Consider the following 24,143-nt stretch of genomic DNA (forward strand, 5'->3'; position numbering starts at 1 on the left):
GGTTCAGCGCCTGGCGCGGCTCCCTAGCGTAACTAATGGGGGAGGATCCCATGCCCGCAATTGTCATCGTCGGCGCCCAGTGGGGCGACGAAGGTAAAGGTAAGGCCACCGACCTGCTTGGCGGCCGCGTCGACTACGTCGTCAAGCCCAACGGGGGAAACAACGCCGGCCACACCGTCGTCGTCGGCGGTGAAAAGTACGAACTGAAGCTGCTGCCCGCCGGCATCCTGAGCCCCAACGCGATTCCGGTGATCGGCAACGGCTGCGTGGTGAACCTCGAGGCGCTCTTCACCGAAATCGACGGACTGGAAGCGCGCGGGGCAGACACCTCCAAGCTGCGGATCTCCGCCAACGCCCACCTGGTGGCACCGTTCCACCAGGTGATGGACAAGGTCACCGAGCGTTTCCTGGGCAAGCGTGCCATCGGCACCACCGGGCGCGGCATCGGCCCGGCCTACATGGACAAGGTGGCCCGGCTGGGCATCCGTGTGCAGGACATCTTCGACGAGTCGATCCTGCGCCAGAAGGTTGAAGGATCGCTGCGGCAGAAGAACCAGCTGCTGCTGAAGGTCTACAACCGCCGCGACGTGGACGTCGAAGAGATGGTGCAGGACTTCCTCTCCTACGCCGACCGCCTGCGCCCCATGGTCATCGACTCCACCTACGAACTCAACCGGGCACTGGATGAGGGCAAGGTCATCCTGATGGAAGGCGGCCAGGCCACGTTCCTGGACGTGGACCACGGCACCTACCCGTTCGTGACCTCCTCCAACCCGACCGCCGGCGGCGCGTCCGTGGGCTCGGGCATCGGCCCCACCCGCATCAACCGGGCCGTGGGCATCATCAAGGCCTACACCACCCGTGTTGGCGCCGGCCCGTTCCCCACCGAACTCTTCGATGACATGGGCCTGTACCTGCAGAAGACCGGCGGCGAGTTTGGTGTGAACACCGGCCGCCCGCGCCGCTGCGGCTGGTACGACGCCGTGCTGGCGCGCCACGCATCCCGCGTCAACGGCTTCACGGACTACTTCGTGACCAAGCTGGACGTGCTCACCGGCATCGAGAAGATCCCGGTGTGCGTGGCCTACGATGTCGACGGCGTGCGTTTCGATGAAATGCCGATGACGCAGACCGATTTCCACCATGCCAAGCCGATTTTCGAGTACTTCGACGGCTGGACCGAGGACATCACCGGCGCCAAGACCCTTGAGGACCTGCCGGAGAATGCCCGGAACTACGTGCTGGCGCTGGAGAAGATGTCCGGCACCCGGTTCTCCGCGATCGGCGTCGGCCCGGACCGCGACCAGACGATCGTGATCCGCGACCTGATCAGCGAATAATCCGTTTACGTAAAAGCCCCGCAGCCTGCAGGCCGCGGGGCTTTTGCGTGTCCTAGTCCCGGGCGGAGAGGATGCAGAATTCGTTGCCCTCCGGATCGGCGAGCACCACCCAGGGCACATCCGGTGCCTGCCCGACGTCGGCACGGACCGCACCGAGCGCCAGCAGGCGTTCGACTTCCTCTTCCTGGGTGCAGCCGTGCGGAACCAGGTCCATGTGCAGGCGGAGCTTGGCCGTCTTCCGGTCCGGAACCGGAATGATGTCGAGCGGTGGTCCGGGGACGCCGTCGGCAGGGGCCAGGGAAATGCCGCCGTCGAACTCCTCAGCCACCCGGTAGCCCAGGGCCTGGGTCCAGAACCGGGTCTGGGCATCGACGTCGAGGGCGTCAAGGGCAAGGGACGCGAATCTGCTGCTCACGAAAGGCTCCTTCGGCTCGAATGAGGTCGGAACGAACCTAGCAGTGTGTCCGGCGCGGGGGAAGCACTGTCGCCGGTCCGGACGTCCCCGCGGTTACCAGCGGTTGCGGGCTTCCTCAATCCAGCCGTGCACCCCGTTCAGGTCATAACGCGTGCCGTTCGGGGACGCCGCCCAGCCGGACCAGGAGCCAAAGGCCTGCCAGGTCTTTGATGCCACGGCCAGCGCATTGGTTGCCGCCAGCCGGCGGTGGAACGGGGTGAGGGTGGCCTCGATCCAGTCCCCGCGGACGTTCCACGGCGAGTGCAGATCGGCCAGGTTGTAGCTGAACTCCAGTTCGGCGTCGTAGTGGTGCAGCACCCCGTCCACGATCAGCGCGTTTTCGGTTGCGGGCGTGCCCTCGGTCCACATCCCGCCCAGCTGCAGGCCGAGCCGGGTCCCGCCGGACGTGCCGTAGCCCGCCGCCCAGTTCCAGCGCCGGGAGTAGGGCCAGCGTCCGCGTCCGCGGTCCAGCACCGCGAACGCGCCTTCGCCCACCGGATATTGCCTGCCGTCCACAGTGATGGTCCCGCTGACCTCGCGCGCCACGTCCTTGAGCGTGTACTGGTAGCGGGTGTCCGACCACGGAACCACAACGCCCAGCACGTCGCCCGCCGCCGGAGCGTAGAGTTCGACGCCGACGCGTTCGGACTCAGCGCGCAGGTGCGTGCCGCCGTCGTCGTCATGGAAACGCAGGTGCAGCCCGCCCATGGTGCCTACCGCGGTCATGGGCGGAAGGGATCCCGGAAGGATGGCCGTGGAACCGGGCGGAATGCTGAGCGGATCGCTGGAGATTTCCTTGCCGGTGGCGCGTTCATAGACGTACAGCTGGAGGGTGGCAGCGTAGTCGAGGTGGGCAATGGTCATGCCGAGCACCAGGTCAGGGGTCAGCACTCCCCAGTACTCCCAGCGCTTGGTCCGCCAGCCGTGCCGCAGCCCCCGGGGAAGGTCCGCGACGGCGTGGAGCGGGCTGCGGGAGAAGCCCGCCGCGGCCGGATTCAGCCTGCCGTTTCCCAGGGAGATCTGGACGGGTTCCTTGATTTCTTCCATGGCGCCACAGTCTAGGCGGTGTGGCATCAAAGATGCTGTTCAATCAGCTCCGCCACGGCCGCCATGCCGGCCCGGTTGGGATGGAACGGCAGCGGATCATCCAGGCCCTGCGGTTTCACGGCCCCCGTGGTCCAGGGCTCTGCGGACCAGGCATGATGGTTGGCGCTGGCGGCAGTGACCGGCACCAGGACGCTGCCGGTGCTCCGCGCGGCGGCCGCCGTGGCCAGCTGGAGTGCGGCCAGCTTCTCCCGGCCGGCTGCGGCCTGCCTTGCGCTGAAGTGCGGGACGGGCGTCCGGGGGTCCGGCGGCAGCACAGTGAGGTACTCGACGAACATCACCCGGGCACCGGGGGAGCGACGGCGGATGAGTTCACCCACCAGAACCATGGCGGCGGGAAGCAGCGCGAGCGAGCGAGGGCCGGCGGCCGGTGCCAGCAGGGAGCGGGCGGTGCTTAGGGCCCGCAGCGGGATTGAGGCCAGCGGCAGCCCGGCAAGCATGAGGCCCGACGCGTAGCCGATGTCATTTCCTCCGACCGTGACGGTGACCAGCTGGGTATCCGCTGTCAGGGCGTCCGCCTGCGGCGGCTGGCCGTACTGCCGTTTCCAGCGCAGATCCGCCGTGACGGCACCCGAACTCGTGGCATCCACCAGGTCCAGTCCCAGGCGCTCGGCCAGCAGGTGGGCATAGTTGCCGGTGGTTCGGCGGGCGTCCGGCGGGGAACCCGGGACGGGGGCACCGAGTCCCGGTCCGGAGGCATAGGAGCTTCCGAGTGCCACGTACCGGGCGCCGCGCCAGGAGGTAGAAGAGCCCGTCATGGCCCCAGTGTGCCTTCCCCGCACGGGGTCCGGCTAGGCGGCTTGCCTGCCGGCGCCTCTGCGGGCCGTGGAAGCGCGGGCGGCGGGCCGTCCCGCGGTGCGCGCTGCCGACTTCCGGCGGGCATTCTTGCGGATCGGGGACTTGGCCCGGGCGGACGGCAGCCGGTTCACGGGCGCCTGACCGGAAGGGAGCTGGGTGAGCAGGTCCGTGCGGGGAGCGGCGGCCGCGGCCGCCCGGGCCGGCGCCGTTGCCTGCAGGACCTCGGCGGTTCCGGTGGCTCCGGCGGGGAAGAGCGCCTGCAGGAACTCCTCCCGGGCGGACGCCGCCGCGGCCAGGATTTCACGGGCTCCGGCTGATCCAGCGTCCCCGGCTGCGCGGCGGCGGACCCGCCCGCTCAGGCCGCGGTACGCCAGCCAGCCCAGCACGGCGAGGGAAGCGCCAGTTCCATAAAGCAGCAACACTGCCGCTACCAGGGAGGTTGTTCCGCCGGAGAACATGCCAATGCCGAGGAGGGCAGCGGCCACCCACAGCACGCTGATCCACCCTGCCGCATCGAGCGCGGGGGACGGGGCAGAACCGGAGATCCGGCTGGGAAGGGTGAAGACTCTCTGCGCGCGCCGGGCATGGTCTTCTGTTCCGGTACGGAACACAGCAGGCACTGACACTGCTTCTTTTCCTTTCACACAACGTTCGAATGAAAGACGGCGAAACCGGGGTTCACCGCTGCGATGCCCGCGGTTAGCACTCTCGGGTTGCAAGTGCTAATCTACTGCCGAAAGTTGAGTGAAGCCAACTCAACTTTGATGAAATGGCAGATCAGCCCGCTGCCCGCAGCGGAGTGAAGGAGTTGATTTGTGATGGCAACACGTTTTGATCCGTTCCGTGAACTCGACCGTTTTGCCCAGGCCGTGCGCAGCGAATCCCTGCGGCACATGCCCATGGACCTCTACCGGCAGGACGACCGCTACGTTCTGAGCCTCGACCTTCCCGGAGTCGATCCGGGCTCCGTTGACATTGACGTCGACGGACAGCTGCTGACCATCCGCGCCGAACGGACCCTGCGGGGCGAGGACGGCGTGCAGTGGCTTTCCCGCGAACGTGAGGGCGGTTCTTTCCTGCGCCAGCTCAGCCTGGGCCAGGGCATCGATACCGACGGCATCACCGCCCACTACGAAAACGGTGTGCTGAACGTGGTGATCCCGGTCAGCGAGAAGGCCCGCCCGCGCCGCATTGAGGTGCAGTCGGGGTCATCAGCGTCGCTGGGCGCCCGCGAAGAACACCGCGAAGCCGAGGCGGTCAGCGCCTAGCAGCGCCAGTGCCTTCCGGGGCGGCAGGCGGAGTTTCCGCCTGCCGCCCCGATCCGTCTGCAGACCCTGACGCTCCGGCACCGGGCCGCGTAGCGTGGCCCTATGACTACCCAGGCGCGCGCCGCGATCCTGCGCGGCATCAATGAACCGTTCGAAATCACCGATGTGATCCTGGAAGACCCCCGCCCGGACGAGGTCCTCGTCCGGGTGCAGGCTGCCGGTGTGTGCGGCACGGACCTTGGGGTCCAGGCCGGGCACATTCCCTTTCCGCTGCCAGGAGTCCTGGGGCACGAAGGCGCAGGCATCGTCGAAGCCGTTGGCTCCTCCGTAACCTCGGTGGTGCCCGGTGACCACGTGCTGCTCAGCTTCACCAGCTGCGGGGTATGCCGGAACTGCCGCAGCGGCCATCCCGCCTACTGCACCTACTTCCTGGAGCTCAACCTCGTTGGCGGGCAGCGGCTGGACGGAAGCGCCACCATCAGCAAGGACGGAAAAGGTGTGCACGGGCATTTCTTCGCCCAGTCCTCCTTCTCCGACCTGGTGCTGGCCGACGAACGCGGAGTCACCAGGGTTGATCCCGACGCCGACCTCTCCCTGCTGGCGCCGCTTGGCTGCGGCGTGCAGACGGGCGCGGGTGCGGTGATGAACGTGCTGCGCCCTGAACCGGGGTCCACCCTGGCGGTCTTCGGCGCGGGTCCGGTGGGCCTCTCCGCGGTGATGGCGGCCGCGCTGGGAGGCTCAACCCGCATTGTGGTGATGGACCTGGTGGACTCCCGCCTGGAGCTTGCCCGCGAGCTGGGCGCCACCGACGTCATCAATTCCGGCAGTACGGACGCCCTGCAGGCGCTGCTTGAACTGACCGACGGCGCCGGGGTGACGCATGCACTGGAGACGACCGGAAGCACACGGGTAGCTGCCACGGCAGCCGATGCGCTGGCGCCGCTCGGCAAGCTGGGGCTGATTGGTGCACCGGCCCCGGGATCCTCGGTGGAGCTGGACGTGAACTTCATGCTCAACGGCAGGCAGGTCATTGGCATTACTGAGGGGGACTCGACGCCGCAGCTGTTCCTGCCGGCCCTGGTGGACCTGGTGCAGCAGGGCAGGTTCCCGCTGGAGAAGATGGTCACCCGCTACGGGTTCGAGGACATCAACACTGCCGCGGCCGACGCGAAGTCCGGGCGGGTCCTGAAACCCGTGCTGCACTTCGGGGACCTGCACTAGGCTGGGGTCACACCCGGTCCCGAAGACAAGGCGGTTCCTCCATGTTGGTCAGCGTAGGTCAGTTCAGTCCCGGCGGCGGCGTCGAAGGCAACCTGGCGGTGATGCGCTCGCTGGCAGAGAAGGCCAAGGCAGAGGGAGCCGAGCTGATCGTGTTCCCGGAAGAATCGATGTTCAGCATCGGCAAGGTCGAGGGCCCGCTGGCAGCGGCCGTGGACGCCGGGTGGAGCACCTTCGTGCAGCGGCTGTCCCTGGCTGCCGCGGAACTGGGCATCGCCGTCGTTGCCGGCGGGTACGAGTCCTCCGGTGAAGACCGGCCCTACAACACACTGGTGGCCATCGAAGCCGACGGCCGCATCGCAGCCACGTACCGCAAGCTGCACCTTTACGATGCTTTCAGCTATTCCGAGTCCACCCGGATCAAGCCCGGGGACCGTGGCATCCAGGTGGTGGAGCTGGGCGGCCTGCGGGTGGGCCTGATGACCTGTTATGACCTGCGCTTCCCGGAGCTGGCACGCGCCCTCGCGGTGCAGGGGGCGGACCTGATCGCCGTTCCTGCGGCGTGGTTCAGGGGCGAACACAAAATCGACCACTGGGAGACGCTGCTCAAGGCACGCGCCATTGAGAACACCGTGTGGGTGGCGGCGGCTGGAACCTCCAGCGGCCACACGATCGGCCACTCCGCGATCCTGGACCCGATGGGGGTTCCTCAGGCCTTCCTCGGCGAGGAAACCGAAGCCGTGGCTACCGCCGATGTGGCCCGGAACCGGATCGAGGAGGTCCGGGAGTACCTGCCCGTGCTGGCCAACCGCAGGTTCGCCGCTGCCGAAGAGATTCTCGAAGGCCCCTAGTTCCCGCGGACGGCATCCGGTTCGGGCAGCTCGATCGGCCTGCGGCCTTCGTCCTTCACCAGGAACTGGTAGGCGGCCAGCATCAGCAGCAGCCACACGACGCCGGCCGCGAGTGCCGTGCGTCCGGGACCGGTGAACGCCAGGATAACGGTCACCAGCGCCATGAAAGCCAGGACAATGTAGTTCAGGACCGGCCAGCCGGGGAACGCGAAACCAGCCGACGGCGTGCCGTCCCGCCGCATCTGCCGGCGCATCCGGTGGTGGCTGAGCAGGATCGATGACCACGTGAAGATCGTGGCGAAGGTGGCAGTGGATGCGACCACCAGGAAGAGCTGCTCCGGAATCCACAGGTAGAGGCCGAGTCCTGCGATAAGGCTGGCCATGATGATGGCGACCGGCCACACCGGCACCCCGTAGCGCGAAACGCTGGTGAAGCCCTTCGGCGCATGGCCCTGTTCGGCGAGGCCGTACATGGTCCGCGAGGCGGCATAGAAAATCGAGTTCATCGCGGACAGGGCCGCCGTGAGCACCACCGCATTGATCAGGTGCTCAGCGAAGGGGATGCCGATCCCGGCGAAGACCTGCACAAACGGGCTGCCTTCGGACCCAATCCGGTCCCACGGCAGCAGGCACAGCATCACGCCGAGGGACAGGACGTAGAAGAGCAGGATGCGTACCGGCACGGTGTTCACGGCTTTGGGAATGGCGCGCTGCGGATCCCCGGTCTCTCCCGCAGTGACCCCCAGGGTCTCGATGCCGCCGAAGGAGAACACCACAATTCCCAGGCTCATGACGATGCCCCAGACCCCGAATGGTGCGAACCCGCCGTGGTCAACCAGGTGGTTGACGCCCGGCTCATAGCCGCCGGTGCTGACACCGAAGACGATCAGGTACAGGCCGCCGGCGATCATCGCGATGATGGTGGAGACCTTGATCAGGGTGAACCAGAACTCCATCTCGCCAAAAACGCTGACCCGCATCAGGTTCAGTCCGCCGATCAGCAGCATGGCGGCAATCATCCAGACCCATCCCGGTGTGTCCGGGAACCACAGGCCCATGTACATGCTCACCGCCGTCATGTCTGCGATGGCCACGATGATCATTTCAAAAGCGAAGGTCCAGCCGGTGAGGAACCCGATGCGCGGGCCGAGGTACCGGCCGGCGTACTGGGAGAACGAACCCGCCACCGGGTGCCGGACTGCCATCTCTCCCAGTGCCCGCATGACCAGGAACACGGCGCAGCCGGCGATGATATAGGCGATCAGGACCGCAGGCCCGGCGGCCTGGATGGTTTCGGAGGACCCGTAGAACAATCCGGTGCCGATCGCGGACCCCAAGGCGATGAACCGGATGTGCCGCAGCGAAAGGCCGCGCTTGAGATCTGTGTGGTGAGGCGTGGTGCTGGGCATTATCTTCCTGGGCCGGGCCCGGGGGACCCGGTATTGCTGGTTTGGAGCGGGGCAGGATATTGGGTTTTCGTCCGCCGCGCCGGATCCGCCGCGGAAGGGCGGACCGCCGTCAAGTCTTCCACATTCTCCTCCGAACGCTCCCGGCGCCGGGGACCGCCGAAAAACATTTCCGGCATCCGCATAACCTTTCCGGCTGCGCGGGCGATTACGTATGTGTAATGGCCGTGCCGGGGCTCATCCCCCCAACGAGCAACGGCGCGGCCATCTCCTGAGCAGGATCAGCCTGGGCGGGGTACGATTTGGTTCGCCCCAACGTCCCAGACCGAAGGACCCCGCCTTGGCTGACCCGCTGACAGAGCAGATGGTCTCTGCGGCGCGTGAAAACAGCCCGGCGGCGCTGCGGGCGGTTTACGAGTCGCTGGCACCGGCAGTCCTCGGTTACCTGGGTTCCAAGGGATGCGAAGATCCGGAAGCGCTGACGCAGGACGTTTTCCTGACGGTTTTTTCAAAGATTTCCACGGTCAGCGGAGGCGCCTCAGGGCTGCGAACCTTTGCATTCTCGGTAGCCCACGCGCGGATGGTGGATGACCACCGCCGTCGTGAGCGCCAGCCTGCCCCTGCTCCGTATGACCCGCAGCTTGACGCCAGGTCCACCGACTCAGCCGAAGACACGGTTCTTGGTTCCGAACTGATGGCCGCCCAGATGCTGGACGGCCTTACCGGCGCCCAGCGCGAAGTCCTGCTGCTGCGGGTGGTTGCAGACCTGTCGCTGGAGGATTCCGCGGCAATCATGGGGAAGACGGTCAACACCGTCAAACAGCTACAGAGACGGGCGCTCCTGGCGCTCAGGGCACAGATTGCAGGGAAGGAGGCAGCGGAAGATGAACAGCACGTCCAGCAACCCCAGTGACGCAGAAGCGATCCGGCGCCTCCTGGCCGAGTCCGGCATAGAGGAAACCCCGGAGCTCAGCGACGCGCTCACGCACCTGCGGGCTGAAGCGCGGAGGCCGGCCCCTGTGCCGTACCCTGAGCTCGCAGCCTTCTTCACCCCGGGTGTGACCCCCCTGCGGAAGTCGCGACGGCGCGGCTACCTGCTTGGCGGGGCGATCATCGCGGCCATGGCGGCCGGAACCACGGGAGTTGCAGCCAGCAACGGCGGGCTGTGGGTGACGGCCGAAGATGCTCATGACGCCCCGGCGCCGGCACAGTTCGAGCAGGTTCCCGCACCCGCGCCCGTTCCGGTACCCGAACCGGCGGAGACGGATCCCGCGGCGCTGCCGCCGGTGCTTCCTCCGGAACCGGCCGAGCAGGTTCCGGAACCGGCTGCGCCCGCGGACACCCCGGCGCCTGCTGAACCGGACCCCGCGGACTCCGAACAGCGCGCGGGCAAAACTCCGGAATCCGGCTGGGGCAGTCCCGGCGGCCGTTCGGACCGGCCCGGCAACGGCCGTGAACCAGGCCGCGAAGACAAGCCCCGGGGCTGGGAGAAGAAGGACCAGGACGGTCCCGGCCAGCACGGCGGGAAGAACGACGAGGGCTCCGGTCCGGGCCGCAGTGACGACGGTAAGGACCGCGGCGGCCCCCAGCACGGGAATGGCCGCGGCTCCGACTAACGCCTCCCCAACACAAACGAGAGGCCAGTTGCGGCTCTTTTCAGGCGTGAAAAGAGCCGCAACTGGCCTCTCGGCGGTTGGGGTGTGCCGGGCTAGGCGGTGAGCTGCCGCTTGGAGGAAATTACGCCGGTGTTGAACCCGGCGAGGTTCAGGCCGCCGTGGAAGCGCGCGTGCTCGATCTTCACGCAGCGGTCCATCACCACGTTCATGCCCGCTGCTTCAGCGTCCCGGGCCACCTCCTCATGCCAGGAACCCAGCTGCAGCCAGAGCGTCTTGGCGCCCACGGCCTTGGCTTCCTCAAGCACAGTCGGCAGGTCATCGTGCCGGCGGAAGACGTCCACGATGTCCGGGGTCTCCGGCAGGTCAGCCAGCGAGGCGTACACCGGGTGGCCGAGGATTTCCTTGGCCACCGGGTTCACGAAGTACAACTTGTACGGCGAGGAGGAGAGCAGGTACGTGGCCACGAAGTAGGACGCACGGGACGGCTTGTCCGAGGCACCCACAATGGCGATCGACTTGGCCGAACGCAGCAGGGACAGGCGTTCCGGAGCGCTGGGTCCCGCCCAGGTGCGGTTCTCAGACATTGGCTGACTCCTCGGTTGCGAGCGGAAGGCTGCAGGACGCAGCGGGTTCGACGGCGGCTGCCGCACCTGCGCCGGCGGCGGTCAGCGCCTGGTCCAGGTCCCAGAGAATGTCCTCCAGGTCCTCCAGGCCCACCGAAATCCGAACCAGGTCCTCCGGTACACCGCCCGCCGCAAGCTGCTCGGGGGAGAGCTGCTGGTGGGTGGTCGACGCCGGGTGGATCACCAGGGTGCGGGAGTCACCGATGTTGGCCAGGTGGGAGGCGAGCTGCAGGGCCTCGATGAACGCCTGTCCGGCGGCCCGACCGCCCTTCACACCGAAGCTAAAGACAGAACCCGGACCCTTGGGCAGGTACTTCTTCGCCCGGTCATGGTGCGGATGGGATTCGAGGCCGGCGTAGGACACCCAGGCCACCCGCTCGTCCGCCTGCAGCCATTCGGCCACGGCCTGGGCGTTGCGCAGGTGCTCATCTACGCGCTGGGCCAGGGTTTCAACACCCTGCAGCAGCTGGAACGCGGACTGGGCGGAGAGCGTTGGGCCGATGTCCCGCAGCTGCTCGGAGCGCAGCTTGGTCAGGAAGCCGTACTCGCCGAAGTTCCCCCACCAGGAGATGTTGCCGTAGGACGGCACCGGCTCGGTCATGGCCGGGAACTTGCCGTTGCCCCAGTTGAAGGTGCCGGCCTCCACGACGACGCCGCCCAGGGTGGTGCCGTGCCCGCCGATGAACTTGGTGGCGGAGTGGATCACAATGTCCGCGCCGTGCTTGAACGGCTGCACCAGGTAGGGAGTGCTCAAGGTGGCGTCGAGGATCAGCGGCACACCGGCGTCGTGCGCCACCTTGGCCAGGCCCTCAATGTCGGTGACCTCGCCGCTGGGGTTGGCCACCACTTCCGCGTACACGGCCTTGGTGTTTTCCTGGATGGCCGCTGCATAGTCCGCCGGGTCGGTGCCGGGAACGAAAGTGGTTTCGATGCCGAAGCGGCGCAGCGTCACGTCCAGCTGCGTGACCGTTCCGCCGTAAAGCTGGGAAGCGGCGACGATGTGGTCCCCGGCGGAGCAGATCGCCGCGAAGGTGACGAATTCCGCTGACATGCCCGACGCCGTCGCCACCGCACCAATTCCACCCTCAAGGGAGGCGATGCGCTCCTCGAAGGCGGCGACCGTGGGGTTGCCGATCCGGGAGTAGATGTTGCCGTACTTCTGCAGCGAGAAGAGGTTGGCGGCGTCGGCGGTGTCCTTGAAGACGAACGACGTCGACTGGTAGATGGGAACGGCACGGGCACCGTGGATGGCGTCGGGTGTTCCACCGGCGTGCAGGGCGCGGGTACGGAATCCGAACTGGCGGTCACTCATGGACTGAGTGCTCCTTCCTTGGGGGAACCGCGGGTAAGCGGTTCGCCAATGGTTGCTTTATTGGGTGCTGGATACCAACAATGTTGAGGACAGTTGCGGCGAGGCAATCCTGGGAGCGGGCATGGACGAGTACGTCATTGTGGTTGAAACCGGATACAAGCTGGCCTCCGCGAACCACAAGATCACCCCCACCGAACCGATGGAGCGCCTGGCCGCTGAGCGGATGTTCACCGAGATGATGGACGGCCGGCACCCCGAACTGCTGCCGGAAAAGCACAACACGTCGTTCCTGGAGGTCTCGCCCGTGGAGTTCCTGCGCCTGCACCGCGCCATGGGCGGAGCGGTGGAGCTGGACCGGGTGACCCTGGCCCGGGTTCACGGAGCAGCGCACTAGGCTGCGCTCCCGCTCCGCCGTGCTTCGCACACGGCGTGGATCGCGGGAATGCAGGGTTCGTTCTGCAGGCTGGTGGTGTCCCCGAGCGTGGTGCCCTCGAACAGCTGGGTGAGCAGGCGCCGCATGATCTTGCCGGAGCGGGTCTTGGGAACATCGGGAACCACGACGACGGCGGCGGGCTTGGCAATCGGCCCGATCTCCTTCGCGAGGTGGGCCCGGAGCTGCGCGGTAACGGTTTCTGCTTCCTGCGGCGCGGCCTCGGTGAGGACCACGAACGCGGCGATGGCGTGCCCGGTCTTCGGATCGGCAACCGGGCAGACCCCGGCCTCGACCACCCAGGGGTGGGAGACCAGCGCGGATTCGATTTCGATTGTGGAGAGCCGGTGCCCGGATACGTTCAGCACGTCGTCCACCCGCCCCAGGATCCAGGTGTCGCCGTCGTCGTCGTAGCGGGCGCCGTCCCCGGCCAGGAACCAGCCCTGCTGGGCGTACTGCCGCCAGTAGGAGGAAAGGTAGCGCTGCGGATCGCCCCAGCAGGTGCGGGCCATGGACGGGCCGATCCGGTCCACCACGATGAAACCCTGTACGTTCGGGGGCACCTCGTTGCCGTGCTCGTCAACGATCCGGGTGGACACGCCGGGCAGGGCGCGGGAGGCGCAGCCGGGCTTGAAACTGGTGTCCGTCTGCCGCGGGGACAGGACGGTGGCACCGGTTTCGGACTGCCACCAGGTGTCGATCACTGGAACCTCGCCGCGGCCGATGTTCTCCCGCATCCAGCGCCAGGCTTCCGGGTTAACTGCTTCACCTACGGTGCCCAGCAGCCGGATGGAGGACAGGTCCCAGGTGTCCGGGACGCCGTCGGGGAACCAGCCCATGAGGGAGCGGACCAGGGTGGGGGCGGTGTAGTAGCTGGTGACCTGGTAGCGTTCGATGATTTCGAAGTGCCGGCCGGGATGCGGGGTGTTCGGCGTGCCCTCGAAGATCACCTGGGTGACGCCGTTGGAGAGCGGCCCGTAGATCTCATAGGTGTGGGCGGTGACCCAGGCCAGGTCCGCCGTGCACCAGTGGACGTCCGCGTCCCGGGCGGATTCGTCCGGATTGGCGAACAGGAACTCGTAGCTCCAGGACGCCTGCGTGAGGTAGCCGCCCATGGTGTGCACCAGGCCCTTGGGCTTTCCCGTGGTGCCGGAGGTGTACATGATGAACAGCGGCGTCTCGGCGTCGAATGCCTCCGGTTCGTGCACATCGGAGGCGGTGTCCACGGTCTCGTGCCACCAGAGATCCCGGCCCTCGGTCCAAGCGATCTCGGAGCCCGTGCGCCGGATGACCAGCACATGTTCAATCGCGTTGTCCCCGGAGACGGCCTCGTCCGCGTTGTCCTTGACCGGGACGGCGGCACCGCGCCGGAACTGGCCGTCCGTGGTGACCAGCAGCTTGGCGCGGGTGTCTTCCACCCGGAACTTCAGCGCTTCGGCGGAGAAACCGCCGAAGACCAGTGAGTGGATGGCGCCGATCCGGGCGCAGGCCAGGGTGATGATGATGGTTTCGGCGATGACGGGCAGGTAGATGACCACCCGGTCGCCCTTCTCGATGCCCAGTGCCAGCAGCGCGTTGGCGGCCTTGGAGACTTCCTTCTTCAGCTGCGCGTAGGTGATGCTGCGCCGGTCTCCCGGTTCGCCTTCACTGTGCAGCGCTACCTTGTCCCCGCGGCCGGCGGCCACATGGCGGTCCACGCAGTTCACCGCGACGTTGAGCTTGCCGCCGGCGAACCATTCGATTTCCGGCACGCTGTACTCTGCGTCGGCCTCCGGAACCTCCGGGCCGGACAACCGCTGCGGCGGCCTGAAGGTGTGGGCGGTGTGCCAGGGCTGTTCCCACTGCAGGCGCCGGGCGGCGTCCTCCCAGAACGCAATGCGCTCCGCCTCGCCAGCGAATTCCGGTTCGGCTGCTGTCTGGATTGCTGTGCCTACGCCCACTTCTTCACTGCCCACTTCTCTGCGACGCCCAGCAGGGCATCCGTCGTTTTGCCGATGACTGCCAGCAGTACGATCGCCAGGAACATCCGGTCGGTGCGGCCGTTGTTCTGCGAATCGGTGAGCAGGAAGCCCAGCCCCATGGAGGAAGCGATCAGTTCAGCGGCCACCAGGAACAGCCAGGACTGGGCCAGTGCCAGCCGCAGGCCGGAGAAGACGGCCGGAACGACGGCGGGCAGCTGCACCGTGGTGAGCAGCTTCAGTCCGTTCAGGCCAAAGGCGCGGGCGGCTTCGACCAGGTTCTTGTCCACGTGCCGGAGGGCCAGGGACACGGTGGTGAAGACCGGGAAGAACGCGCCGATGGTGATCAGCGTGACCTTGGAGTCCTCGCCGATACCCATCCAGAGAATCAGCAGCGGCACCAGTGCCAGGGACGGAACGGCGCGGACGGCGCCGAACAGCGGGCCGAGCAGGACGTCGGCGAGCCGGGACAGGCCCAGCAGGGCGCCCAGGACCAGGCCCAGGGCGGCGCCGAGCGCGAAGCCGGTGAGGACGCGCTGGGTGGAGATGGCGATGTGGGTGCCCAGTTCGCCGCGCTCAATCAGGTCCGCTGCGGAAGTCAGGACCGCGCCCGGGGAGGGCAGCTGCACGGCGCTGAAAACGCCGAGGGCGGAGACCAGCTGCCAGAGGCCCAGCAGCAGGACCGGTACCACCAGGCCCAGGGCCACGCGGGCCCAGGTCTTGGAGAGGATGCCGGTGGACCCGGTTTTCCGCGGTCCCGCCGGGGGAACAGCCGCGGAGGAACCCTGCGTGCCTACAGCTACTGCGGGAGCAGCGGAAAGGGGTGGGTGCTGGCTCATGCCGCGTCCTTGATGGTTGCGGCGTCCGCCTTCTTGGCGAAGCTGTCATCGAGCAGGGAGGCAACGGCGTCGTCGATTGCCTTCTGGTTGGCGACGTCGCCGGTTTCGACGAACACGGGGCCGACCTTTTCCAGGACCTTGCGCTGCGCATCGCCCGGGGCGGCGTCGACGTCGAGGTTGCTGCGTTCCAGGATCACAGTGCGGGCCACCTCGAGGTCCAGACCGGCGACGTCGGCGAGGATCTGCGCAGTTTCCTCCGGGTTCTCGGCCGCCCAGGCGCGGGCCTTTTCATAGGCGTCCACTACCGTCTGGGCCAGTTCCGGCTTTTCCTCGAGGAATGACTCGGTGGCGTTGAGGAAGCCGTAGGTGTTGAAGTCCAGGTTGCGGTAGAGGAACTTCGCGCCGGCGTGCTCGGCACCGGCCATGATCGGGTCGAGTCCGGACCAGGCATCCACGGAACCGTTCTCGAGGGCGGTCCGGCCATCAGCGTGCTGGAGGTTCTCCACCGTGACGTCGGAGGTGCTCAGCCCGGCCTCTTCGAGTGCCTGGACCAGGAAGAAGTACGGGTCCGTGCCCTTGGTCGCGGCGACGGACTTCCCGGCCAGGTCCTCGACGGAGGTGATGTCCGAGTCGGGGGAGACCAGGAGACCGGCCCATTCCGGCTGGGAGTAGATGCTGATGGTCTTGATCGGCGAACCGTTGGAACGGGCCAGCAGGGCTGCCGAACCGGCGGTGGAGCCGACGTCGATCGCCCCGGCCCGCAACGCCTCGTTGGCCTTGTTGGAACCGGCGGACTGGACCCAGTTGACCTCCACGCCCTGCTCTTCGAGGGTGGCTTCGAGCCAGCCCTGGTCCTTGATGACCAGGCTGAGCGGGTTGTAGGTGGCGAAGTCGATGTTCAGGGTGCCGCCGTCGGCTGCCTCATTGGCGGCGGCACCGGAGGAATCTTCGCCGGCAACGCAGCCGGTCAGGGCAAGCGAAACCGCGGCGGCGGTGGCTGCCAGTGCGGTGAGGGGGCGGCGGGAGACGCGGGGCGGGCGGCGGGAGAAGAGGGAACGGCTGTTCATGGGGATTCCTTCGAGACGGGTGGAGCAGAAAAAATCAGGGAGAGGTACAGCTGGTGCGGGCACAAAGCGTCCGCTGACCGGCCCCCGTTTTAGAGCGGGGGCGGGGGAGGCGTGGGCGCTCTAGTGGCGGTCGACGCCGAGGCTCGCCAGGAGCTCGCCGCGCATTCGGGCGAGCTCGGCTGAGGCACGGTCCCGGGGGCGGGCACCGGGCACGGTGATGGTCTGGGTGATGGTGGCCCCGGGTTTGCCGGGTTCGCGGCCGAGCACGATGATCCGGTCGGCGAGCTGGAGGGCTTCATCGACATCGTGCGTGACCAGCAGGACGGTGGCCGGGGCGGCGCGGTGCACGTCCAGCAGCAGGTCCTGCATCTTCAGCCGGGTCAGGGCGTCCAGGGCGCCGAACGGTTCATCCAGCAGCAGGACGCCGGGCTTGCGGGCCAGGGCACGGGCCAGCGAGGCGCGCTGGGCCATGCCGCCGGACACGGCGCGCGGCTGGTGCTTGGCGAAACTGTCCAGTTCCACGAGCTTGAGCAGCTCGGAGACCTTGGCCTTGCCTTCGGAAGCGCTGGTGCCCTTCGGCAGGCCGATCGCAACGTTGGCCTGCAGGGTCTGCCACGGCAGCAGCCGGGGTTCCTGGAAGGCGACGGCGCAGCGGTCGTCGATGCCGCGCACAGCGGTTCCGTCGATTCGAACCTGGCCGGTGGACGCGGCGTCGAGCCCTGCGGTGGCGCGCAGCAGCGTGGACTTGCCGCAGCCGCTGGAGCCCAGGATCGCCAGGACTTCGCCCGGACGGACTTCGAAGTTGATATCGCGGAGCACCACGTGGGCGTCTGCGCCGGAGCCGAAGCTGCGGCCAACGCCGTCGAACGTCACGGACAGGGCGGTGTCGGGTGCGGCGGTCGCGGCCGCGGACACAGCATGGGACCCAGAGGACAGTACAGCAGTCATTGAACACTCCATCGGTCCTGGCAGTAGCACCCTACGGAAAACGTCCTGGGCCGTTACCGGCCTCCTGCGACGTCCACCTCGCTATCGCAGTGCCTCAAGGAGGAAGCACTCCGACCAGGGTTGCTGCGGCTTCACTGATCCAGGTCTCTCAGCCGCTCGGGATGGTCAAGACCCAACTAAACGCCCTGAAGTCCGTTCCCGGCAAGTCCCGGCGTAACATTTCGAATCCCGCCCCATTTCCGCCGGTGTCCCCATCGAGAGGCCAGTTACGGCTCTTTTGAACGCCCAAACGAGCCGTAACTGGCCTCTCGACGGTTTTGGAAGGGAAGCACGACGGCGGCCGTTACGCTCCGTGACACCCGGGGCTTGCGTGCCACCCGGGGGCCGGGCACATACTGGAGCCGCAGGATCATGAGTCCCAACGCGAAGCTCTGGCTGGTTGGGCGGCAACCCTCTCCCGTAGCGGGGTGCCCCAGATGACGATCCGGTCGCCGGCACCAACGCCTGCGGCAAGTACGGCGCTCCCTCCGCGGTGCGTCCTCCCGCAAAGGACCCTCATGGCCAGCACGCCCGCCCGCCACATCCGCTTCAACGCCTTCGACATGAACTGCGTGGGCCACCAGTCGCCCGGACTCTGGCGGCACCCCGAAGACCGCTCCGCGGACTACACCAAGCTCAGCTACTGGACCCACCTGGCCCAGACGTGCGAACGCGGCCTGTTCGACGGCATCTTCATCGCCGATGTGCTGGGCACCTACGACGTTTACGGGTCATCCAACGAGGCGACCCTGCGGCAGGGCACCCAGGTGCCGGTGAACGACCCGCTGCTGCTGGTCTCCGCCATGGCCCTGGTCACTGAACACCTCGGCTTCGGCGTTACGGCCGGCACCGCCTACGAGCACCCGTACCCGTTCGCCCGCCGGCTCTCCACCCTGGACCACCTCACCGAGGGCCGGGTCGGCTGGAACGTGGTGACCGGGTACCTGCCCTCCGCGGCCCGGAACATGGGCCAGGAAGACCAGCTGGAACACGACGAGCGCTACAACCACGCCGATGAATACCTCGAAGTGGTCTACAAGCTGCTCGAAGGCTCCTGGGAAGACGGCGCCGTGGTCAAGGACCGGGAAACCGGCGTGTTCACCGACCCGGCGAAGGTCCACGACATCAACCACGAGGGCAAGTACTTCAAGGTCCCCGGCATCCACATCTCCGAGCCTTCCCCGCAGCGAACCCCGGTGATCTACCAGGCCGGTGCGTCCCCGCGCGGCATCGCATTCGCTGCCGAAAATGCCGAAGCCGTATTCGTCGGCGCACCCACGGTGGAGAAGCTGAAGGCAACCGTCACCAAGATCCGCGACGCCGCTGAGGCGGCCGGCCGGGACCGGCACTCCATCCGGATCTACACGCTGCTGACCATCATCACCGCCGCCACGCCAGAGGAAGCCGAAGCCAAGCACCAGGACTACCAGCGCTACATCAGCGACGAAGGTGCCCTGGCCCTGCTCTCCGGCTGGATGGGCGTGGACCTCTCCACCTACAACCTGGACGAACCGCTGGGCTCGGTAAAGTCCAACGCCATCCAGTCCGCCGCCGCGAACTTCCAGAAAGTGAACGACGACGGCGAACCCTGGACGGTGCGCGACATCGCCGAGAGCGCCGGTATCGGCGGGCTCGGGCCGCGTCTCGTGGGATCGGGCGCGGAGGTTGCCGACGAGCTGATCCGCTGGGTGGAAGAGACCGACGTCGACGGCTTCAACCTGGCCTATGCCGTCACCCCCGGCACCTTCGAGGACGTGGTGGAGTTCGTGGTCCCGGAGCTGCAGAAGCGCGGCGCCTACCCGACCGAGTACGCGCCGGGCACGCTGCGGAACAAGCTTTTCGGTGCGGGCGACAAGCTGCCGGAAGAGCACCGCGGTGCCAGGTACCGGCTGGCCCCCTCAGTAAGGGGATAGGCGCCTCTGGGCTATCCTCGTCCCATGACTGCCGAAGGAACGCCCAGGACCGTTCAGCTCACCGTCAGTTCCAAGCGTGCCCGGGCACAGGGTGAACTGGTGGTCCAGGCCCCGGTGGCTGCCCTGCCGCCGGCCGTTGAGCGTGCCGTGGCCAGGCTGCCGCGGATGACCCTCACGGGAATCTGGCAGGAACGGGCTGAAATCGTGGCCGGCGGAAACTGGAAGACCTTCGGCGCCGTCATCGTCCTGTCCTTCGAGCCCGCCGCCGCCGGCACCACGCGCGTCCTGGCGTCCGGTACTCCCCACGTCCCTACGACGCTGATTGACTACGGCCAGGGCAAGGCCGATCTCACCGAGGTGCTGCAGGCCGTCGCTGCCGAGCTCTGAGCCGGCGGCTTATTGACCGCCGGAGACGGCGCTTCTACCTTGGAGGGACGGCCAGACCCGCCCTCCCGCCAAGGAGAATCCCATGGATCCAGCAGCCAGTGCCTCAGGACGTGTGCTTTCCGCCGACGGAACGCCGATTGCATGGCAGCGACGCGGTGAGGGCCCGCCCCTGGTGGTGGTGGATCCAGTCATGATGGACCGGACCACCTCGGGAATGGCCGGCGTCGCTGAGCTGCTGGCAGCCGGGCATACGGTCTACACCTACGACCGCCGGGGCAAGGGCGAGAGCGGGGACGGGGAGGAATACACGCCGGAATCGGAAGTAGACGACCTGCTCGCGGTGGTTGAAACCGCCGGCGGCACGGCGGACCTGCTGGGCACCTCTTCCGGTGCGGTGCTGGCGCTGCGTGCCGCTTCGGAGTCGGCCGTCATCTCCAGCGTCATCGCCGTGGAACCGCCGCTCACCCAGGGAGACCCCGGAGACCCGGACATCCGCCCTGAGCTGGACGAACTGGTGGCTGCCGGTGACCGGGCCGGAGCCATCCGGCTTTTCCAGGAGTCCATTGGCGTGCCGGAGGAGCTGATCAGTGCCTCCGAACCGAGCCCCTTCGAACCGGTGGCGCACACCATCTCCTATGACCTGACCCTGCTGCTCGAAACCGATGTGCAGAGCCTGACCGGGATCCGCGTGCCGGTGCTGGTCCTGGCCAGTTCCGGCAGCGACGACCGGCTGCGCGAATGGGCGCGGGAGACGGCCGAGCTGCTGCCCGAAGGATCTTTCCAGCTGCTTGAAGGTACCTGGCACGGGCTGGATGATGAGTCGCTTGCCGCCGCCGTGGACGCTTTCCTGGAATAGGCCCGCCGTCGACCGCGTTTGTCCCTGGGCGTAGGGTGGGAGCCCTGCAGGATTTTCCAAGGAGGCACCGCATGGCGCACCGCAACGACCCTGAGGTCATTACCCGGCTGCTCACGGCCAAGGGCCGCTGGGCGGTAGTGGGACTTTCAAACAATCCGGCCCGCCCCGCGGTTGGTGTTTCCCGTTTCATCCAGGACTCCCTGGGCATGGACATCATTCCCGTGAACCTCTCCGGGCAGGCCGTCCACGGCAAGCAGGGCTACCGCAAACTGGCGGAGATCCCGGGCCAGGTGGACGTGGTGGACTGCTTCGTAAATTCTGCGAAGGTCGGGGACATCGTGGACCAGGCCATTGCCATCGGAGCCAAGGCCGTCTGGCTGCAGCTCGGCGTCGTCGACGAAGACGCCGCCAGGCGCGCTGAGAACGCGGGACTCGACGTCGTCATGAACACGTGCCCGGTCATAGAGGCCGGGCGGTTCGGGCTGTAAAGGGGCCAGGGAGGCCGGAATGAGTACTGTCCTGGTGGTGGGCGCAACCGGCGGAATCGGCCGGCTGGTAGTCCGGGAAGCCGCGTCGCAGGGATTCAGCGTCCGGGCACTGGCCCGGAATCCGCGCAAGGCCGCAGAGGTGCTGCCGCCTGGGGTGGACGTCGTGGAAGGCGACCTGACCCGGCCCGAGACCCTTGGCCCTGCGGTGGACGGCGTGGATGCCGTCATTTTCACGCACGGCGCCAACGGCGGCGAAGAAGCGCAGACGGTGGACTACGACGGCGTGCGGAACGTTCTCCAGGCACTGCGGGGCCGCCGGGTCCGGGTAGTGCTGATGACCGCCATCGGGCTTACCAACAGGACGGCTTTCGGCACGCTGGTGGACTGGAAGCGCCGTTCCGAGCGACTCCTGCGGGCCAGCGGGCTGCCGTACACGATCGTCCGGCCGGGATGGTTCGACTACAACGAACCGGGGCAGGACCGGGAAATCGCTTTGCAGGGGGACCGGCGCCGCACGGGCACCCCGGCCGACGGCGGCATCGCCCGCACACAGATCGCGGAGGTGCTGGTGAAGGCGCTGACCTCCGGCGAAGCCCTGGGCAAGACCCTTGAACTGATCGCCGGGGACGGCGAGCCGGTCAGCGACTTCGATGCGTTCTTCGCTCCGCTCGAAGCCGATCCGTCCGGCACCCTGGACGGCGTCCAGGACGATCCGAACATGCCGCTGGACGAAGAGCCGGGCAGCGTCCAGGCCGACCTTGCTGCGATGGGTGCCCGCTGAGGCAGGAGCTATCCCCTCTGGTCCACCGGCAGGGACCGGTGCGTTTTCCAGGCTGCGAGCATCTGGTCCCTGGTTCCGCCGGGGTTGGCGGCATGCCAGGCCCGGGAGAAGCGGTTGAGCTCAAACTGCGGGCCGATCGGCCGGGCGGCAGTGTCCCGGGTGGCGTGCCAGTGATCCAGCGCAGCCGCCAGCGTGGCCGTTCCGTCATTGGCGGCGAAGAACTCACGCATAGGGGCGTCAAACCGGAAGCCCGGCCCCAGGGCGTTGACGAAGAACTCCCGCAGCACCTGGCTGCATGGATGTCCGGCAGGGACCACAGTGTGGATGGTCAGGGGCGGAACCAGCTTCTGGCGGGAACTGCGGGGCGGAGCAGCCGGCGCGGGCAGCGGGGCGCCGGCGAGGAAGGCCGCTATCCGTTCAGCCAGCTGGTCCTTTGAGCCGGCCGTGGCCAGGTGCTGGGCACGTGCGAACGCCTGCAGCTCATCCTTCAGCCAGTACCAGCGGCGGAACTCGCCCGCTCCAAGCGAAGGAGAAAGGGCCGGGCGTTCCGTAGCTGTCACGTAGCCATCCTTGCCGATCAGCGGGGGAATCGGCGCTCCCGCGCCGCAGCCCGTGCAGGTATTTGCGCGCTGCCGGTGTGAGATGGCAGACAGCGGCCGGCATCCCGTAACAAAACGGTTTGTGACACCGGAACGCGTTATGCACCGACGCATTGAGCCGCACGGGGAAATCTTCTGGCCCTGCCGCGGCACGGGCGGTTTAGATAGTCCCGTAACCATCCAGAGCGGCTGAGAGACCTGGCTCCGTGACGCCGCAGCAACCCCCTTCCGCGGGCTAACCGCCGAAGAAGGGTGCTACCGCCAGGACCGATGGAGAAGCACCTGCTTTCTGCCCTCCGCTGCCCCGTGCCCTGCTGCCCGGCGGCGTGCGGTGCGCGGAAGGCGTGCACCTCTTCCCGGGCTTAGACCGCAGGAGGACAGCATGATCCGAATTGAGAACGTCTCCACAGTCTTCGGAGGCGGTGAATCCGCCTTCACGGCAGTGGACAACGTCAGCCTTTCCATCCCCAAGGGCACCATCCAGGGGATCATCGGGTTTTCCGGGGCAGGGAAGTCCACGCTGCTGCGCAACATCAACCTGCTGGAACGTCCCACCACCGGACGGGTCCTGGTGGACGGCACGGACCTGACCCAGCTGGCCGACGGCGAGCTGCGGGCTGCCAGGCATGAAATCGGCATGATCTTCCAGCACTTCAACCTGCTGAACAACCGCACCGCTGCACAGAACGTTGAACTCTCGCTGAAATTCGCGGGCGTGAAGAATGCCGCTGAACGCCGCAGCCGCGCACTGGAGGCGCTCGCCGTCGTCGACCTCTCGGAGAAGGCCGGCACCTACCCGGCCAAACTCTCCGGCGGGCAGAAGCAGCGGGTGGCCATCGCCCGCGCGCTGGCCACCCGGCCCAAGGTGCTGCTGTGCGATGAACCGACCTCCGCCGTCGACCCCCGCACCACCGCCTCGGTGCTGCAGTACCTCAGCGACGTCAATGCGCGGTTCGGCATCACGATCGTGGTGGTGACCCACGAAATGAACGTCATCAAGGCCATCGCGGACAACGTGGCGGTGATGGAGGAAGGCCGGGTCGTGGAGCAGTTCGCGCTCGCAGAACTGGACCGCCCCGGATTCACCCCTGCCACCGCGATCGGCCGGTACCTGATCTCCGATGAAATCACCCTGGACCGGGCTGGCCGCCGGGAAGGAGCCCGCGTTGCTTGAGCGTATTGCCGAAGTCTGGCCGGAACTCCTCGCCGCCCTGGGGCAGACCGGCACCATGCTGCTGGTCGCCATTCCGCTGGCGGTGCTGATCGGCACCCCGCTGGGGGTGCTGCTCTACTCTCTGGGACCGGACGGGCTGGGCCACAAGCCGCGGCTGCACCGGGTACTGGACTCACTGGTGAACCTGGTGCGTTCCTTCCCGTTCCTGATCCTGCTGATCGCGATCATCCCGTTCACCCGGTTCGTGGTGGGAACCACTATCGGCACCGCGGCGGTGATCGTGCCGCTGACCATCAACGCCATCCCGTACTTCGCCCGGTTCGTGGAACAGAACATCACGGCGCTCGGCGGAGGCGTGGTGGAAGCCGCCCGGTCCATGGGAGCCACCCGGGGCCAGATCGTGCGCGACGTCCTGCTGGTCGAAGCGCGTCCGGCGCTGATCAGCTCCATCACCATCATGACGGTCAGCTTCATCTCCTACTCCGCGATGGCCGGACTGGTGGGCGGCGGCGGAATCGGCGACTTCGCCATCCGGTACGGCTACTACCGCTATGAGACCGGGCTGATGCTCACTGCAATCGTGCTGATGGTCCTGCTGGTCCAGGGCGTGCAGCTGGGCGGTTCCTGGCTCTCCCGCCGCGCTGACAAGCGCCTCTGACTTCTATCGAAAGCTC

The 24,143-nt window shown here is 67.3% G+C and carries 26 protein-coding genes and 2 riboswitches; of the genes, 14 read left to right on the forward strand and 12 right to left on the reverse strand.

The annotated features are described in order from the left end of the window. Nucleotides 1-50: 50 nt before the first annotated feature. A complete protein-coding gene (locus NGB94_RS01745; RefSeq protein WP_325788612.1) occupies nucleotides 51-1,340 on the forward strand; it encodes an adenylosuccinate synthase in 1,290 nt (429 codons plus the stop codon). A gap of 52 nt (nucleotides 1,341-1,392) precedes the next feature. Here the strand turns inward: NGB94_RS01745 and NGB94_RS01750 are convergent, their stop codons facing one another. The 4 genes from NGB94_RS01750 to NGB94_RS01765 form a co-directional block, all read right to left on the reverse strand. Beyond that, the gene (locus tag NGB94_RS01750) at nucleotides 1,393-1,755 is read right to left on the reverse strand and encodes a VOC family protein (RefSeq protein ID WP_325788614.1); all 363 of its coding nucleotides are present in this window, start codon (nucleotides 1,753-1,755) and stop codon (nucleotides 1,393-1,395) included. Between the two features lie 93 nt (nucleotides 1,756-1,848). After that, the gene (locus tag NGB94_RS01755) at nucleotides 1,849-2,841 is read right to left on the reverse strand and encodes a DUF2804 domain-containing protein (RefSeq protein ID WP_325788616.1); all 993 of its coding nucleotides are present in this window, start codon (nucleotides 2,839-2,841) and stop codon (nucleotides 1,849-1,851) included. A gap of 26 nt (nucleotides 2,842-2,867) precedes the next feature. Continuing rightward, nucleotides 2,868-3,656 (reverse strand): SGNH/GDSL hydrolase family protein, encoded by a 789-nt coding sequence (locus tag NGB94_RS01760; protein WP_325788618.1) that lies wholly within the window; start codon nucleotides 3,654-3,656, stop codon nucleotides 2,868-2,870. Between the two features lie 33 nt (nucleotides 3,657-3,689). Further along, nucleotides 3,690-4,322, reverse strand: a complete 633-nt coding sequence (locus NGB94_RS01765; RefSeq protein WP_325788619.1) for a hypothetical protein — start codon at nucleotides 4,320-4,322, stop codon at nucleotides 3,690-3,692. A gap of 192 nt (nucleotides 4,323-4,514) precedes the next feature. Between NGB94_RS01765 and NGB94_RS01770 the strand changes: the two genes are divergently transcribed. From NGB94_RS01770 to NGB94_RS01780, 3 genes are all read left to right on the forward strand, one after another. Beyond that, nucleotides 4,515-4,964 carry an Hsp20/alpha crystallin family protein gene (locus tag NGB94_RS01770; protein ID WP_325788620.1) on the forward strand — a complete coding sequence of 150 codons (450 nt, stop codon included), beginning with the start codon at nucleotides 4,515-4,517 and terminating at the stop codon, nucleotides 4,962-4,964. 102 nt (nucleotides 4,965-5,066) lie between these two features. After that, the gene (locus NGB94_RS01775; protein WP_325788622.1) at nucleotides 5,067-6,185 is read left to right on the forward strand and encodes an NAD(P)-dependent alcohol dehydrogenase; all 1,119 of its coding nucleotides are present in this window, start codon (nucleotides 5,067-5,069) and stop codon (nucleotides 6,183-6,185) included. A gap of 41 nt (nucleotides 6,186-6,226) precedes the next feature. Continuing rightward, nucleotides 6,227-7,033 carry a carbon-nitrogen hydrolase family protein gene (locus tag NGB94_RS01780; protein ID WP_325788623.1) on the forward strand — a complete coding sequence of 269 codons (807 nt, stop codon included), beginning with the start codon at nucleotides 6,227-6,229 and terminating at the stop codon, nucleotides 7,031-7,033. Here the strand turns inward: NGB94_RS01780 and NGB94_RS01785 are convergent. Further along, on the reverse strand, nucleotides 7,030-8,442 hold the full coding sequence (locus NGB94_RS01785) for an amino acid permease (RefSeq protein ID WP_325788625.1): 1,413 nt from the start codon (nucleotides 8,440-8,442) through the stop codon (nucleotides 7,030-7,032). The genes NGB94_RS01780 and NGB94_RS01785 overlap by 4 nt on opposite strands. 337 nt (nucleotides 8,443-8,779) lie before the next feature. On the opposite strand from NGB94_RS01785, the gene NGB94_RS01790 reads away from it, so the two are divergent. Next, nucleotides 8,780-9,352 (forward strand): RNA polymerase sigma factor, encoded by a 573-nt coding sequence (locus NGB94_RS01790; protein ID WP_325788627.1) that lies wholly within the window; start codon nucleotides 8,780-8,782, stop codon nucleotides 9,350-9,352. After that, nucleotides 9,324-10,055 carry a hypothetical protein gene (locus NGB94_RS01795; RefSeq protein ID WP_325788629.1) on the forward strand — a complete coding sequence of 244 codons (732 nt, stop codon included), beginning with the start codon at nucleotides 9,324-9,326 and terminating at the stop codon, nucleotides 10,053-10,055. Before NGB94_RS01790 ends, NGB94_RS01795 begins: the two co-directional genes overlap by 29 nt. A gap of 92 nt (nucleotides 10,056-10,147) precedes the next feature. On the opposite strand, the gene NGB94_RS01800 is transcribed toward NGB94_RS01795, so the two are convergent. Together NGB94_RS01800 and NGB94_RS01805 are read right to left on the reverse strand one after the other, a co-directional pair. Continuing rightward, on the reverse strand, nucleotides 10,148-10,639 hold the full coding sequence (locus tag NGB94_RS01800) for a CoA-binding protein (protein ID WP_325788630.1): 492 nt from the start codon (nucleotides 10,637-10,639) through the stop codon (nucleotides 10,148-10,150). Beyond that, nucleotides 10,632-11,990: an O-acetylhomoserine aminocarboxypropyltransferase/cysteine synthase family protein gene (locus NGB94_RS01805; RefSeq protein ID WP_325788632.1), complete on the reverse strand. Its 1,359-nt coding sequence runs from the start codon at nucleotides 11,988-11,990 to the stop codon at nucleotides 10,632-10,634. Before NGB94_RS01805 ends, NGB94_RS01800 begins: the two co-directional genes overlap by 8 nt. Nucleotides 11,991-12,111: 121 nt before the next feature. On the opposite strand from NGB94_RS01805, the gene NGB94_RS01810 reads away from it, so the two are divergent. Then, on the forward strand, nucleotides 12,112-12,384 hold the full coding sequence (locus tag NGB94_RS01810) for a hypothetical protein (RefSeq protein ID WP_325788633.1): 273 nt from the start codon (nucleotides 12,112-12,114) through the stop codon (nucleotides 12,382-12,384). On the opposite strand, the gene acs is transcribed toward NGB94_RS01810, so the two are convergent. From acs to NGB94_RS01830, 4 genes are all read right to left on the reverse strand, one after another. Continuing rightward, nucleotides 12,381-14,360, reverse strand: a complete 1,980-nt coding sequence (gene acs, locus NGB94_RS01815; protein WP_325788634.1) for an acetate--CoA ligase — start codon at nucleotides 14,358-14,360, stop codon at nucleotides 12,381-12,383. The two genes, NGB94_RS01810 and acs, sit on opposite strands and share 4 nt — an antisense overlap. Further along, nucleotides 14,351-15,217 carry an ABC transporter permease gene (locus NGB94_RS01820; protein ID WP_325788636.1) on the reverse strand — a complete coding sequence of 289 codons (867 nt, stop codon included), beginning with the start codon at nucleotides 15,215-15,217 and terminating at the stop codon, nucleotides 14,351-14,353. The genes acs and NGB94_RS01820 overlap by 10 nt, the downstream gene beginning before the upstream one ends. Next, on the reverse strand, nucleotides 15,214-16,284 hold the full coding sequence (locus tag NGB94_RS01825; RefSeq protein WP_325788638.1) for an aliphatic sulfonate ABC transporter substrate-binding protein: 1,071 nt from the start codon (nucleotides 16,282-16,284) through the stop codon (nucleotides 15,214-15,216). The genes NGB94_RS01820 and NGB94_RS01825 overlap by 4 nt, the downstream gene beginning before the upstream one ends. A 120-nt stretch (nucleotides 16,285-16,404) precedes the next feature. Continuing rightward, nucleotides 16,405-17,232: an ABC transporter ATP-binding protein gene (locus NGB94_RS01830; protein ID WP_325788640.1), complete on the reverse strand. Its 828-nt coding sequence runs from the start codon at nucleotides 17,230-17,232 to the stop codon at nucleotides 16,405-16,407. A 407-nt stretch (nucleotides 17,233-17,639) separates the two neighbouring features. Continuing rightward, nucleotides 17,640-17,754: riboswitch (SAM riboswitch) on the forward strand. Between the two features lie 35 nt (nucleotides 17,755-17,789). Here NGB94_RS01830 and NGB94_RS01835 point away from each other — a divergent pair. The 5 genes from NGB94_RS01835 (at nucleotide 17,790) to NGB94_RS01855 (ending at nucleotide 21,696) form a co-directional block, all read left to right on the forward strand. Beyond that, a complete protein-coding gene (locus tag NGB94_RS01835) occupies nucleotides 17,790-19,184 on the forward strand; it encodes an LLM class flavin-dependent oxidoreductase (RefSeq protein ID WP_325788642.1) in 1,395 nt (464 codons plus the stop codon). A 24-nt stretch (nucleotides 19,185-19,208) separates the two neighbouring features. Further along, a complete protein-coding gene (locus tag NGB94_RS01840; protein WP_325788644.1) occupies nucleotides 19,209-19,571 on the forward strand; it encodes a hypothetical protein in 363 nt (120 codons plus the stop codon). Nucleotides 19,572-19,653: 82 nt separating this feature from the next. Continuing rightward, nucleotides 19,654-20,427 carry an alpha/beta hydrolase gene (locus NGB94_RS01845; protein ID WP_325788646.1) on the forward strand — a complete coding sequence of 258 codons (774 nt, stop codon included), beginning with the start codon at nucleotides 19,654-19,656 and terminating at the stop codon, nucleotides 20,425-20,427. A 71-nt stretch (nucleotides 20,428-20,498) separates the two neighbouring features. Beyond that, complete coding sequence (locus NGB94_RS01850) at nucleotides 20,499-20,915, forward strand: CoA-binding protein (protein ID WP_325788647.1); 417 nt, start codon at nucleotides 20,499-20,501, stop codon at nucleotides 20,913-20,915. Between the two features lie 19 nt (nucleotides 20,916-20,934). Next, complete coding sequence (locus NGB94_RS01855) at nucleotides 20,935-21,696, forward strand: SDR family oxidoreductase (protein WP_325788648.1); 762 nt, start codon at nucleotides 20,935-20,937, stop codon at nucleotides 21,694-21,696. An 8-nt stretch (nucleotides 21,697-21,704) separates the two neighbouring features. Here NGB94_RS01855 and NGB94_RS01860 read toward each other — a convergent pair whose 3' ends face one another. Continuing rightward, on the reverse strand, nucleotides 21,705-22,256 hold the full coding sequence (locus tag NGB94_RS01860; RefSeq protein ID WP_325788649.1) for a hypothetical protein: 552 nt from the start codon (nucleotides 22,254-22,256) through the stop codon (nucleotides 21,705-21,707). Nucleotides 22,257-22,468: 212 nt separating this feature from the next. Beyond that, nucleotides 22,469-22,572: riboswitch (SAM riboswitch) on the forward strand. Between the two features lie 105 nt (nucleotides 22,573-22,677). Between NGB94_RS01860 and NGB94_RS01865 the strand changes: the two genes are divergently transcribed. Together NGB94_RS01865 and NGB94_RS01870 are read left to right on the forward strand one after the other, a co-directional pair. Then, nucleotides 22,678-23,469 (forward strand): methionine ABC transporter ATP-binding protein, encoded by a 792-nt coding sequence (locus tag NGB94_RS01865; protein WP_325788650.1) that lies wholly within the window; start codon nucleotides 22,678-22,680, stop codon nucleotides 23,467-23,469. Beyond that, nucleotides 23,462-24,127 (forward strand): methionine ABC transporter permease, encoded by a 666-nt coding sequence (locus NGB94_RS01870; RefSeq protein WP_325788651.1) that lies wholly within the window; start codon nucleotides 23,462-23,464, stop codon nucleotides 24,125-24,127. The genes NGB94_RS01865 and NGB94_RS01870 overlap by 8 nt, the downstream gene beginning before the upstream one ends. The last annotated feature ends 16 nt before the right edge of the window (nucleotides 24,128-24,143 follow it).

Origin of the sequence: Arthrobacter koreensis, assembly GCF_035792275.1 — a bacterium.
Taxonomy (GTDB): Bacteria; Actinomycetota; Actinomycetes; order Actinomycetales; family Micrococcaceae; genus Arthrobacter_B; species Arthrobacter_B koreensis_A.